The sequence below is a fragment of the Streptomyces sp. BJ20 genome (assembly GCF_022869105.1).
Lineage (GTDB): Bacteria > Actinomycetota > Actinomycetes > Streptomycetales > Streptomycetaceae > Streptomyces > Streptomyces griseoincarnatus.
Genome location: NZ_CP094918.1, coordinates 1,615,914 through 1,629,170, shown reverse-complemented (window position 1 = coordinate 1,629,170; position 13,257 = coordinate 1,615,914). Strand labels below are relative to the sequence as shown.

Below are 13,257 nucleotides of genomic sequence, written 5' to 3'. Positions count from 1 at the left end.
TCGGCTGTGGTGTCTTCGGTGGAACTGGCCGATCGGAAGCGGTCGTCCGGCGGAAGGTGCACGCCATCACGGCGGCGTCGCTGTCGAAGCGCTTCGATGTTGCTGCGAGGTTAAGTGAACACCCAGAGGCACACAAGGCCCGCTCCGATAATTCCTGTGACGGACGCGCGATCACGAGGGAGGAGAGGCAAGTGAGTTGAGGCGTCGGGTGCCGCGGCGACGGAGTGGCCCACCATCGTGGATCCCTTGACACCCGACCCGGCCGCATCGAGCATCGAAGCGCTTCGAAAGCGCCGTAGCGCTCCATTCCGAGGGGACCCCACGTGACCGCACCCACCCCGCCCACGCCGCCGTTCCGCGACCCGGACCTGCCGTTCGCCGAGCGCATCGACGACCTGCTGTCGCGGCTCACCCTGGACGAGAGGATCGGTTTCCTGCACCAGTTCGGTCCCGCCGTCGAGCGGCTGGGCGTCGCCGCGTTCCGCACCGGCCAGGAGGCCCTGCACGGGGTCGCCTGGATGGGCCCGGCGACCGTCTTCCCGCAGGCCGTCGGACTGGGGGCGACCTGGAACGAGGACCTGGTGCGCCGGGTGGGCGAGGCCGTGTCCCGGGAGGTCCGCGCGATGCGCGCACGCGACGAGCGGGTCGGCCTCAACGTCTGGTCGCCGACCGTGAACCTGCTGCGCCACCCGCTCTGGGGCCGCAACGAGGAGGGCTACTCCGAGGATCCGCGCCTCACCTCGGCGATCGCCACCGCCTACACCCGCGGCCTGCGCGGCGACCACCCGGTGTACTGGCGCACCGCACCCGTCCTCAAACACTGGCTGGCGCACAACAACGAGACGCGCCGGGACACCTCGTCCAGCTCGGTCCGGCCCCGCGTGCTGCACGAATACGACCTGCGGGCCTTCCGCGACGCCGTGGAGGCGGGCGCGGTGGCCGGGGTGATGCCGGCGTACAACCTGGTCAACGGCCGCCCCAACCATGTGTCCCCGTACCTGCGCGAGCACCTGCGCGCCTGGACCGACGAGGAGCTGCTCGTCTGCTCCGACGCCGGCGCGCCGTCCAACCTGGTCGACTCCGAGCACTACTTCGACACGCACGAGGAGGCCACGGCGGCGGCGCTGCGCGCGGGCGTCGACAGCTTCACCGACCACGGCACCGACAGCTCCGAGATCGTCGCCCGGGTCAAGGGAGCGCTGGACCAGGGCCTGTTGAGCGAGGAGGACGTCGACAGAGCCGTCCGGCGGCAGCTCTCCGTGCGGTTCCGGCTCGGCGAGTTCGACCCGGGCCGGGAGCCGTACGCCGGTGAGCGGGCCTTCGACACCCCCGAACACCGGGCGCTCGCCCGGGAGGCCGCCGAGCAGGCGGTCGTGCTGCTGAGGAACGACGGCCTGCTGCCGCTCGACCCGGGCGCCCGGGTCGCCGTGGTCGGACCGCTCGCCGACGAGTGCAAGCTCGACTGGTACAGCGGCAGCCTCATCCACCGCTCCACCCCGCTGGAGGGCCTGTACGAGCGGTTCGGCGCCGACCGTGTGGAGTTCGCCGAGGGCGTCGACCGCGTCCTGCTGCGCACCTCCGCCGGCGCCTTCCTGCACGTGCCGCCCGCGCCGGACGCCCCCGAGGCGGCGCGCGGCGAGGAAGGCGCCCTCGACCCCGCGCTGCTCGCGGGCCGCACCGACCTTCCACCGCTCACCGCGGGGCCGGACGGCACCGAACTCGCCCTCGTCGACTGGGGCGACGGCGTCCTCACCCTGCGCGCCCCGGACGGCCGGTACCTGTCGGTCGCCGACGACGGGTACCTGCGCGCCTCCGCCGATCAGCCGGGCGGCTGGATCGTGCGGGAGACGTTCCGGCTGGAACCGCACGGGGACGGCCATCTGCTGCGCCACCTGGGGACGGGGCACCCTGTGCGGGTCACCCCGGACGGGGTGCGGGCCGCCGAGGGCGGACCGGCGGTGTTCGAACTGGTCGTCACCGAGCGCGGCGAGGACGCCGTGGCCCGCGCCGCCGTCGCGGCCGACGTGGTCGTGGTGGTCGCCGGCAACGACCCGCACATCAACGGCCGGGAGACCGAGGACCGCACCACCCTGCGCCTGCCCGCCCAGCAGGAACGCCTGCTGCACGCCGCCCGCGCCGCCAATCCGCGCACGGTGCTCACCCTGGTGTCCGCCTATCCGTACGCGGTGGACCCGGCGGACCTCCCGGCGGCGCTGTGGACCGCGCACGGCGGCCAGGCGGCCGGCACCGCCCTGGCCAGGGTGCTCGCCGGGGACGTCTCCCCCGCCGGACGGCTGCCGCAGACCTGGTACGCCGACGACGCCGACCTGCCGGAACTCCTCGACTACGACGTGATCGGCGGGCGCCAGACCTACCTCTACTTCGAGGGCACTCCGTTGTTCCCCTTCGGCCACGGTCTGTCCTACGCGGCCTTCGCCTACGGGGAGCTGACGGCCGACGTGACGGAGTCCGGGGTGCGGGCGGCGTTCGAGGTGACCAACACCGGGGCGGTCACGGCCGACGAGGTGGCCCAGCTCTACGGGCGGGCCGTGGACCCGTCGGTGCGGCGCCCGCGCCGCGAACTGCTCGGCCACCGCCGGGTGACGCTCGCTCCCGGCGAGAGCACCCGCCTCCTCTTCGACCTGCCGCTGTCCGCGTTCGCCTTCTGGGACGTGGCGGCGGGGCGGTTGCGGGTGGAGCCGGGGGCGTACGAGCTGCTGGCCGGCGCGTCCAGCGAGGACGTGCGGCTGAGCACCACGATCACCCTGGTGGGTGAGCCGGGCGAACCTCGTCCGGTCGTCGAACGCGGCCTGGAAGCAGCCGACTTCGACGAGCAGAGCGGCACCGAGATCGTCGACCGGACGAAGGAGTCGGGCGACGCGGTGACACCGCTGGGCGGCAAGGACGGTGAACTGCTCTACCGCCGGTGCGACTTGGGCGCCGGGGTGCGGGAGGTGTCGGTGGAGATGTCCGGCACGGGCACGGTGGAGGTCGCCCTTGACGGCGGCCCGTCGCTCGCCGCCCTCTCCCCGGAGGCGCCCACGGCGGATCCGTACACCTACGTCACCATGACCACGCCCGTCGCCGCGGAGCCCGGCGGGGTGCGGGACGTGCGGCTGCGGGTGCGGGGGGCGCTGCGGGTGGCGCGGGTGGGCTTCACGGCCTGAGGCCGGGCACAGGAGATCCCCGGCGGAAGGAAGGGCCCGGCACACGGAAGGGCCCGGCACCGAACGCCTCGGTGCCGGGCCCTTCCCGTGGCCGGTGTGTCGCCGTCAGAGGGCGAGACCGGTGAGGACCATCACCCGCTCGTAGGTGTAGTCCTCCATCGCGAACCGCACGCCCTCGCGGCCCACACCGGACTGCTTGGCGCCGCCGTACGGCATCTGGTCGGCGCGGTAGGAGGGCACGTCGCCGACGACCACACCGCCGACCTCGAGAGCGCGGTGGGCGCGGAAGGCGGTCTGCAGGTCATGGGTGAACACGCCCGCCTGGAGGCCGTACTTGGAGTCGTTGACCGCGGCGAACGCCTCTTCCTCGCCGTTCACCTTCTGTACCGTCAGCACCGGTCCGAAGACCTCCTCGCAGGAGATCGTCACGTCGGCGGGAACGTCGGTGAGCACGGTCGGCGCGTACGAGGCGCCGTCGCGCTTGCCGCCGGTGAGGAGGGCGGCGCCGGCCTCGACGGCCTCGTTCACCCAGGACTCGACGCGCTTGGCTGCGTCCTCGCTGACCAGCGGGCCGACATCGGTGGCGTCGTCGGACGGGTCACCGGTGACCTGCGCCTCCACGGCGGCGACGATGCGCGGCAGCAGCCGCTCGTACACGGAGGCGTCCGCGATGACGCGCTGCACGGAGATGCAGGACTGGCCGCCCTGGTAGTTGGAGAAGGTGGCGATGCGGGCGGCGGCCCGGTCGAGGTCCTCGTCGCTCGCGAAGTCGGCGAGGACGACGGCAGCACCGTTGCCGCCCAGCTCCAGGGTGCAGTGCTTGCGCGGCACCGAGTCCATGATCGCGTAGCCGACCTTCTCGGAGCCCGTGAAGGAGATGACCGGCAGACGCTCGTCCTGGACCAGGGCGGGCATACGGTCGTTGGGCACCGGCAGGACGCTCCAGGAGCCGGCGGGCAGCTCGGTCTCGGCCAGCAGCTCACCGAGGATCAGCGCGGACAGCGGGGTGGCCGGCGCCGGCTTCAGGACGATGGGCGCGCCGGCGGCGATCGCGGGGGCCACCTTGTGGGCGCACAGGTTCAGCGGGAAGTTGAACGGCGCGATGCCGAGGACCACGCCCTTGGGGAAGCGGCGGGTGAAGGCGAGCCGGCCCTGGCCGCCCGCGTCGGTGTCGAGCCGCTGGGCGTCACCGCCGTTGAAGCGGCGGGCCTCCTCGGAGGCGAAACGGAACACGGACACGGCCCGGCCGACCTCGCCGCGCGCCCACTTCATCGGCTTGCCGTTCTCCGCGGAGATCAGCCGCGCGATCTCCTCGGTGCGCTCGACCAGCCGGCGGCTGACGTGGTCCAGGGCGGCGGCACGGACGTGGGCGGGGGTGGCGGCGAACTCGTCCCGCACGGTGTACGCGGCGGCCACGGCCTCCTCGACCTGGGCCTCGGTCGGCACGCTCACGGAGCCGACGACCCGGCCGTCCCAGGGGGAGGTGACGTCGAAGGCGGTCTCGCCGGTGGCCTGGCGGCCGGCGAGCCAGAAGGCGTGGGTGGAAGTCATGTCGAGTCCCGGCCCTTCCGCGTTGGAGGTGTACGTGGGTTGCTGGCCACCACGGTAGGTCCGGGGCGCCGGGACGGCGTTTGTCCGGGGCGGAGTAGTGCCCGGGGCTTCCATGCCACTTTGGCACCAGCCCCCAGGGGCGCGGGGAACTGCGCGCCCAGCCCTCACCGACCCGCGGCCGTGGAGACGACCGTGCACACCATCACCCCAAGGGCCGCGGGGAACTGCGCGCCGAACCCCCACAAGCCCGCACCCGCCGGCGGCAGCCCCCCTCACCCCGTGTCCGCCGTCGTCGCCTTCAAGGCGAGCCACAGCTCCATCCGCACGTCCGGGTCGTCCAGCGACCGCCCCAGAATCTCTTCCACCCGCCGCATCCGGTAGCGAAGCGTGTGCCGGTGCACACCAAGATCCGCTGCCGCCGCGTCCCACTGCCCGTGACGGGACAGCCAAGCCCGCAAAGAGGCGACAAGGTCGCCACGCCCGGTCGCGTCATGGTCCCGCAGCGCCCGCAGCAACCCGTCCGCGAACGCCTTCACCGCGTCGTCGGCGAGCAGCGGCAGCACGGACCCGGCGGCCATCTGCTCGTGCTCCACCAGCGCCCTGCCCCGCCGCCGGGCCACGGACAGCGCCTGCTCGGCCTGCTTGTAGGCAGCGGACGCGGTGATCGGTCCGGCCGGCGCGGACAGCCCGACGACCAGCTCGTCGTCCGTCTTCCGCGCGGCCTCCCGCGCGGCCGCGTGGTCGCAGCAGGCGCCGACGACGGTGCCGCCGTCCGCGGCCAGCACGACCAGCCGCTCCCCCTCCGGTACCACCAGCACCGCCTCACCCGACCGTGCCGCGGCGGACTCGGCGACCTCGGCGAGAGCCCCGAGGACGTCGCCGTTCGCCTCGCCCTGGGCGCGGGCGGCGGCCGACGCCCCGGTCTCGGCGACGATGATCCGGAACGGCGCGTCGAGCAGCCCCCCGTACAGGTCGCCGGCGACCGCGCGGGCGTGGTCCGGCTCCCCCGCGAGCAGCATGCGCAGCACGGCCGCGCCGATGCGCTGTTCGGCGGCGTGCAGCGAGCGGGAGCGTTCCGTCGTGAGGGTGAGCAGCGCGACGGCGGAGTGGACGGCGTAGCGCTCGGCGGTGCCGGGGGCGGACGCGGTGCCGACGGCGAGCGCGGCGCGGGGACGCCGTCCGGTGCCGAGGGAGTGCAGCTCGACCCGGTCCTCGTTCTCCGGTCCCGCGACCACCGAGGAGGCGGGCGCGGGCCGCTCCCGCAGCCGCGTGACCTCCGCGGTGAGCCGGGCGGCACGCCGGCCCGCCCAGTCGGGTGCGGCGGCGACGACCGCCCCCGAGGCGTCGTACAGCGCGGCCCACCCGTCGACCTGGGAGGCGAGCGCGGTGAGCAGCCCTTCCGGGCCGTCCGTGAGGGTGTGCCGGGTGAGTTCCCGCTGGGCGGCGAACCCGGCGGTGACCGCGCGGTACTGGTCGGCGGCGATCGCGGCGGACACGGCCTTGCTGATGGCGAGGAACGGGGTACGGCGCGGCACCTCCAGCAGCGGCAGCCCTTCCTCGCACGCGGCCTCGACCAGCGCCTCGGGGATGTCGTCGTAGTGGACGCCGACGGCGAAGCCGAGTCCGACCACGCCCGCGCCGACCAGCCGTTTCACATAGCGGCGCATCGCCTCCCGGTCCTCCGCGTCGAGTTTCAGCGCGGTGATCAGGAGCAGCTCACCGCCCTCCATGTACGGCACGGGGTCGGCGAGCTCGCTGGCGTGTGCCCAGCGGACGGGCGCGTCGAGACGGTCCTCCCCCGCGCGCACGGTCAGTTTGAGCGCGGAGTGGTGGACGAGCGAGGCGAGCGTCGGGGGCATCGGGGCGGTGAGCCTTCGGTTCGGCGGCCGGGGGGCGGTGTGCGAGAACGGTGATCTTTTGGCCGTCTCGTATGAACGGCCTGTGTCGATTCTGCCTCACCGTACGGTCCCCGGCGGCCGCGACCGCTCACTCCCGCAGGTCCACCAGGAGCGGAGGCGCGTGCTCCCCCTTCACGTTCGTCAGCGACAGCACCGCGTGCCCCGCGGGCACCGCGTGCGCCAGCTCGGACGCCGACCAGCGCTCCCGCTCCACCTGGCGGACGGTGACCGCCCGCGCGGTGGGCGCCTTGCCGGTGATGGCGCGCCGCAGCGCGTGCACGGCCTTGCCGGCGGGGCTCTCGGCGATGATCTGCCGGTCGGTGACGTCCCGCGCCTCGGTCCACTCCTTGCCCCACACCTCGGCGAAGTCCTGCCCGTCCCAGGGGGTGACCCCGGACAGCGCCATACGGCAGCCGGTGGCGCCGAGCAGCGGTCCGCGCAGCGGCCGGGGCACGTCGTCCAGGGTGCGCAGGGTGAGCAGCACGCCCGCGTTCGCGGACCGCAGCCGCTGGATGCCGCGCACGGACTCGGGGGTGATCACGCCGGTGGCGTCGTCCAGCACCAGGCAGGCGAACAGGGAGCGGTCCTCGCGCACCGTGACGCTCGCCGTGAACTGGGCGAGGACCAGCCGGGCCAGCATCCGCGAGGCGTCCGCGTGGCCCCGCTCGGGCAGGTCCACGCGCACCCGGACGGGGTGGTCGAGCGCCTTGAGGGTGAACGGCCGGGACTCGCCGGAGGTGTCGAAGAACCCGGCGAAGGCGGGCCGGTCCAGCAACGCCACCCGGTCGGCGAGGATGCCGCCCACGTCTCCGGGGTGGCCCATCTGCCGTTCCCGCGCGTCGAGTTCGCGCAGCAGCGAGTCCTGGCCGGCGTCCTGGAGGCCCTGGCGCAGGGCGGCCAGGGGCGCGGGGGCGCCGTCGAGCAGCTGCCGCAGCTCCGGCACCGAGGGGAAGCGGCCGTGCACCGCGCGGAACGGTCCGAGAAGCTGGGCGAGGACGGTGGTGGAGCGGCGGGTGTCGCTGCCGGGGTGCGGGTCCGCGAGGTCGCCGACGAGCGCCTCGGCGAGCACGGCGGCGGCCTCGTCCGGGTCGGTGGTCCCGCCGTACAGGTCGAGGTCGTACACGGACTCGGAGCTGCCGATGCGGATGACGACGTCGTAGGCGTCGGCCGGCCCGAGACCCGCGCCGGCCGCGCCGACCACCACCACGGCGGTCCGCCCGGCGAGCGCCTGGAGGCACAGCGACTCGGCGACCGGCCGCACCACGCCGCCGGTCTTGCCGGACCCGGCCGGTCCGACCACGACCATGGAGGTGCCGAGCAGGTCGGTTCCGAGGGCGAGGCCGGCGCCACGGTAGGCGTAGGGGTTGCGCGGGTCGTCGGCGGTGGTGCCGAGCCTCACCTGGCCGGTGAGCAGGTCGTGGCGGGCCTGCCTGACGGGCAGGTCGCGGGCGCCGGACGGGTGCGGACAGGCGGCGGCGCCGTCCCCCAGCACCGCCCCGGTGAAGGTGGCGAGGCTGTGCCGGCCGGTGCGCACGCCCTGCCAGGCGCGGGCGATCCGGGCGTGGTCGACGTCCCGCATCAGCCCGGCGCGGGCGTCGGCGGCGAGTCGCTCGGCTGCGTCGACGGCACCGGCCGCGCGCAGCGCGGGCCAGGCGGCCGGGTCCTCCTCGGCGGCGGGCGGGGGCTCGGTGCGGGGGGTGCGGCGCCAGGCCGGCGGGCCGTAGCGTCGCCAGATCTCGCCCCAGCGGCCGAGCCGGCCCACGCCGACCATGATGATCCCGGCGACGAGCACGTAGTAGGTGTAGACGACCACGACGGAGGCGAAGCTGTGCGGCTCCGCCCAGGAGTCGGGGATCATCGCGTACAGCGGCAGCAGCCACCAGCCGCCCAGGTAGCCGTTCCACAGCAGCGACCAGATCAGCCAGCCGACGAGGAACGCGATCAGCGCGCCGCTGAACAGCTGGCGGCCGGGGACGCGCTCCGGCTCCTCCTCGGGGCGGGACAGGTGGCCGAACCGCCAGATGCCGGGGAGCGTCTCCGGGCGTGCGGTGCGCAGCCAGGCGAGGAACGCGGAGCCGTCCGCGGGCGGCGGCGCGCCCGGAGCGTGCGCGGGGCGCGGTGGCGCCGCCGGTACCTGAGGTGGTCCCGCCGGGCGCGGCACGGGGCCGGCCTGCGTAGCCCGCGCGTCCTGGGTACCCTCGCTGTCCATCGCCCCTGCCCCCTGAGCAGCCGCCTCGTACGCCTACAGACATGTCAATCTAACGCCCCGACAGGCGCGGTCCAGCGATGGCACGGCCGGGCTCATCATCCGCCCGGGACGCAATCTTCGCGCCGCGTCGGCACGGCCGCCGCCCGGCGGGTATGTCCACGACGGACAACCCGGAACCCCGGACAACGCCCACATGGAGCATGCCCAGCCTTCTCCCCCCGCCCTAGCCTGCGAGAAAAGAAGCATCGAGCGTCCGTTACACCCCCCAGGAGCCCCGCATGACCGCACTTCCGCAGGAGCGCCGCGTCGTCACCGCCATCCCCGGCCCGAAGTCGCAGGAGCTGCAGGCCCGCCGCACCGCCGCGGTCGCGCAGGGCGTGGGCTCCGTGCTGCCCGTGTTCACCGCGCGGGCCGGCGGCGGCATCATCGAGGACGTCGACGGCAACCGCCTGATCGACTTCGGTTCCGGCATCGCCGTGACCTCCGTCGGCGCGTCCGCCGAGGCCGTCGTCCGCCGCGCCTCCGCGCAGCTCGCCGACTTCACCCACACCTGTTTCATGGTGACGCCGTACGAGGGCTACGTGGCCGTCGCCGAGGCGCTGGCCGAGCTGACCCCGGGCGACCACGCGAAGAAGTCCGCGCTGTTCAACAGCGGCGCCGAGGCCGTCGAGAACGCGGTGAAGATCGCCCGCGCGTACACCAGGCGTCAGGCGGTCGTCGTGTTCGACCACGGCTACCACGGCCGCACCAACCTCACGATGGCGCTGACCGCCAAGAACATGCCGTACAAGCACGGCTTCGGTCCGTTCGCGCCCGAGGTGTACCGCGTGCCGGTCGCCTACGGCTACCGCTGGCCGACCGGCCCGGAGAACGCGGGCCCGGAGGCCGCCGCGCAGGCCATCGACGAGATGTCCAAGCAGGTGGGCGCGGAGAACATCGCCGCGATCATCATCGAGCCGGTGCTCGGCGAGGGCGGCTTCATCGAGCCCGCCAAGGGCTTCCTGCCGGCGATCAGCGAGTTCGCCCAGGCCAACGGCATCGTCTTCGTGGCCGACGAGATCCAGTCGGGCTTCTGCCGCACCGGCCAGTGGTTCGCCTGCGAGGACGAGGGCATCGTCCCCGACCTGATCACCACGGCGAAGGGCATCGCGGGCGGTCTTCCGCTGGCCGCGGTCACCGGCCGCGCGGAGATCATGGACGCCGCGCACTCCGGCGGTCTGGGCGGCACCTACGGCGGCAACCCGGTGGCCTGCGCGGGCGCGCTCGGCGCCATCGAGACGATGAAGGAGCTGGACCTCAACGCCCGCGCCCAGCGGATCGAGGAGGTCATGAAGGCCCGCCTGACCGCCATGGCGGAGAAGTTCGACGTCATCGGCGACGTCCGGGGCCGCGGCGCGATGATCGCCATCGAGCTGGTCAAGGACCGCGCCACCAAGGAGCCGAACCCGGAGGCCACGGCCGCGCTGGCGAAGGCCTGCCACCAGGAGGGCCTGCTGGTCCTGACCTGTGGCACCTACGGCAACGTGCTGCGCTTCCTGCCGCCGCTGGTCATCGGCGAGGACCTGCTGAACGAGGGCCTCGACATCCTCGAGCAGGCCTTCGCCCGCGTCTGACCGCCCGGACGCCCGCCCGGACGCCCGTCCGGCGACCCGTCCGGATCCGGACAGCGGCAGAGCGTGTGAAGAACGTGTGGGGGGTGGATGACAGGAGCCCGTGAGCCCTGTCGCCGGGCCACCCCCTGCCGTAGGTTTCTACCCGGATGAGAGATACACCCCGCCCACAGGGGACTGTGGGCGGCTCAGGCCGAGGCCTCCCCAGCTTCGACCTGGTCGTGCCTCGCGCACACAACCGGGGCCGGAGGGCCCCGGGTCTCCTCACGATCGGACGGTCGCCCGCCCCAGACCCCCCGGGGCGCGCGACGTTCCGATCCGGACGGCCGTCCGGGCACCGGACACGGCAAGCCGTTCCCCGGAGGGCCGGCGCCCCCCCTTTGTGCCGGCCCTCCGGTGTATCCGCACCCTGCCGCCTGCGAAGCTGTCCCGCATGCTGCTGCTGGTCGTGCCGCTCCTCCTCTTCCTGCTGATCACCTGGCAGGTCCTCGCCGACGGTCCGCTCCTCGGCCTCGACGAGCGTCTGAGCGACGCGCTGGTCCGCCCCGACCGGGCCTCCGAACTCCTCTCCGACCTCGGCAACGTCGAGGTAGCCGTACCCGTCCTCGCGCTCGCGCTGGCGGTGACGGCGTGGCGGCTGCGCGCCACGGGTACGGACCGCTGGTGGCTGCCGCCCGCGGCCGGCGCGGCGGCCATGGTCCTGGTCCCCGTGCTGGTCGCCCCGGTGAAGGCCTGGACCGACCGCCCCGGCACCCCCGCCGTCCCCCCGGCGACCGGCTACTTCCCCTCCGGCCACACGGCCACGGCGACGGTCGCGTACGGCACGGCGACCCTGCTGCTCCTCCCGCTGCTCGGGTCACCGGCCGTCCGCCGGGGTCTGATCGCACTGTGCGCCCTGCTGGTCCTGGGCGCGTCGTACGGGCTGGTGCGCCGGGGCTACCACTGGCCGCTGGACGTGGTGGGGAGCTGGTGCCTCGGCACGATGCTGCTGACCGGCGTGGTGCTCGTCAGCCGAAGTAGCCGTCGAACGTCCGTTGGAACTCCCAGCCGCCGAAGCGGTCCCAGTTGATCGACCAGGTCATCAGTCCCCGCAGGGACGGCCAGGTGCCGTGCGTCCGGTAGGAGCCGCAGTCGGTGTTCCTCGTCAGGCAGTTGAGGGTCTTGACGACCTCCGCCGGGGACACGTGACCGTTGCCCGCGTTGACCGTGGCCGGCATGCCGATGGCGACCTGGTCGGGGCGCAGCGGCGGGAAGACGTGGTTCGCGTCGCCCGCGACCGGGAAGCCGGTGAGCAGCATGTCGGTCATCGCGATGTGGAAGTCGGCGCCGCCCATGGAGTGGTACTGGCCGTCCAGGCCCATGATCGGGCCGGAGTTGTAGTCCTGGACGTGCAGCAGGGTGAGGTCGTCGCGCAGGGCGTGGATGACGGGCAGGTAGGCGCCCGCGCGCGGGTCCTGGCCGCCCCAGGGCCCACTGCCGTAGAACTGGTGGCCGAGCTGGACGAAGAAGGTCTCCGGGGCCATGGTCAGGACGAAGTCGTCGCCGTACTTCGCCTTCAGCGTCTTCAGGGCGGAGATCAGGTTGACGATCACCGGGGTCTTCGGGTTCCTGAAGTCGGTGTCGCCGGTGTCCAGGGAGAGGGAGTGGCCCTCGAAGTCGATGTCGAGGCCGTCGAGTCCGTACTCGTCGATGATGCGGGAGACGGAACTGACGAAGGTGTCGCGGGCCGCGGTCGTCGTGAGCCGGACCTGGCCGTTCTGCCCGCCGATCGAGATCAGCACCTTCTTGCCCGCCGCCTGCTTGGCCCTGATCGCCGCCTTGAACTCGGCGTCGCTCTCCACGCCGGGGCACTCCGTCGCCGGGCAGCGCTCGAAGCGGATGTCGCCGGAAGTGACGGAGGTGGGCTCGCCGAAGGCCAGGTCGATGACGTCCCAGCTGTCGGGGACGTCGGCGAGCCGGGTGTAACCGGAGCCGTTGGCGAAGCTCGCGTGGAGGTAGCCGACCAGAGCGTGCTCCGGGAGACCGGAGTCGCCGCCGCCGGAGTCGGGCGCCGAGGTCGTCGCGGTGACGGTCGCCGAACGGGCCGACTCCCCCGCGTCGTTGAGGGCCGCCACCTGGAACGCGTACGCCGTCGAGGGGGACAGTCCGGTGACGGTGGTGGAGGTGCCGGTGACGGTGCGGATCCGCGCGCCGTCGCGGTAGACGGCGTACGAGGTGGCGCCCGCGGCCGGTGACCAGGACAGCGCGACGCTGGTGGAGGTCGCGCCGGACGCGGTGAGGCCGGTCGGCGGGGCGGGCGGCTGCCCTGTCTCGCCGCCGGGGCCGACGAGGGTGATGTCGTCGGCGTGGTAGGCGCCGGTGCCGTACCAGCCGTGGGTGTAGATCGTGACGCGGGTGGTGGAGGGGCCGGTGCGGAAGGTGGTGGTGAGCTTCTGCCAGTCGGGGGCGGACTGGGTCCAGGTGGAGACGTCGGTGGTGCCGGTGCCGCTCGCGCCGAGGTACACGTAGGCGCCGCGGACGTAGCCGGAGAGGGTGTAGGCGGAGTCGGGCTTCACGGTGACCGTCTGGGCGCAGCGGGCGTTGTCCGAGCCGGCCGGGGTGGCCTTCAGGGCGGAGGCGCCGCTGTGGACGGGTGAGGTGACGGTGGCGCCGGCCGGGCAGTTCCAGCCGTCGAGGCCGGTCTCGAAGCCGCCGTTGCGGGCGAGGTCGGCGTCGGCCGCGCGGGCGTCCGGCGTCAGGGCGGTGACGCCGGCCGCGGCGACGGCGGTGGCGGTGAGCAGGACGGCGAGGGGGCGGCGGGCGTGGGGTCTGGAGCGGTCCAC

General features: G+C 73.8%; 7 protein-coding genes. 3 read left to right on the top strand and 4 right to left on the bottom strand.

The features are described from left to right. The first annotated feature begins 323 nt into the window (after positions 1-323). On the top strand, positions 324-3,167 hold the full coding sequence (locus MTR79_RS07650) for a glycoside hydrolase family 3 C-terminal domain-containing protein (RefSeq protein WP_244789602.1): 2,844 nt from the start codon (positions 324-326) through the stop codon (positions 3,165-3,167). A 105-nt stretch (positions 3,168-3,272) separates the two neighbouring features. Here the strand turns inward: MTR79_RS07650 and MTR79_RS07645 are convergent, their stop codons facing one another. The 3 genes from MTR79_RS07645 to MTR79_RS07635 form a co-directional block, all read right to left on the bottom strand. Beyond that, positions 3,273-4,718 carry an aldehyde dehydrogenase family protein gene (locus MTR79_RS07645; RefSeq protein ID WP_244789601.1) on the bottom strand — a complete coding sequence of 482 codons (1,446 nt, stop codon included), beginning with the start codon at positions 4,716-4,718 and terminating at the stop codon, positions 3,273-3,275. Between the two features lie 272 nt (positions 4,719-4,990). Next, positions 4,991-6,577 carry a PucR family transcriptional regulator gene (locus MTR79_RS07640; RefSeq protein ID WP_244789600.1) on the bottom strand — a complete coding sequence of 529 codons (1,587 nt, stop codon included), beginning with the start codon at positions 6,575-6,577 and terminating at the stop codon, positions 4,991-4,993. 127 nt (positions 6,578-6,704) lie between these two features. After that, positions 6,705-8,825, bottom strand: coding sequence for an ATP-binding protein (locus MTR79_RS07635; RefSeq protein ID WP_244789599.1), 2,121 nt, complete (start codon positions 8,823-8,825; stop codon positions 6,705-6,707). Between the two features lie 278 nt (positions 8,826-9,103). Between MTR79_RS07635 and gabT the strand changes: the two genes are divergently transcribed. Together gabT and MTR79_RS07625 are read left to right on the top strand one after the other, a co-directional pair. Beyond that, positions 9,104-10,438 (top strand): 4-aminobutyrate--2-oxoglutarate transaminase, encoded by a 1,335-nt coding sequence (gabT, locus tag MTR79_RS07630; protein ID WP_086701502.1) that lies wholly within the window; start codon positions 9,104-9,106, stop codon positions 10,436-10,438. Between the two features lie 430 nt (positions 10,439-10,868). Continuing rightward, positions 10,869-11,504 (top strand): phosphatase PAP2 family protein, encoded by a 636-nt coding sequence (locus tag MTR79_RS07625; RefSeq protein ID WP_107500423.1) that lies wholly within the window; start codon positions 10,869-10,871, stop codon positions 11,502-11,504. Here the strand turns inward: MTR79_RS07625 and MTR79_RS07620 are convergent. Beyond that, positions 11,443-13,257: a glycoside hydrolase family 18 protein gene (locus MTR79_RS07620; protein ID WP_244789598.1), complete on the bottom strand. Its 1,815-nt coding sequence runs from the start codon at positions 13,255-13,257 to the stop codon at positions 11,443-11,445. The genes MTR79_RS07625 and MTR79_RS07620 overlap by 62 nt on opposite strands.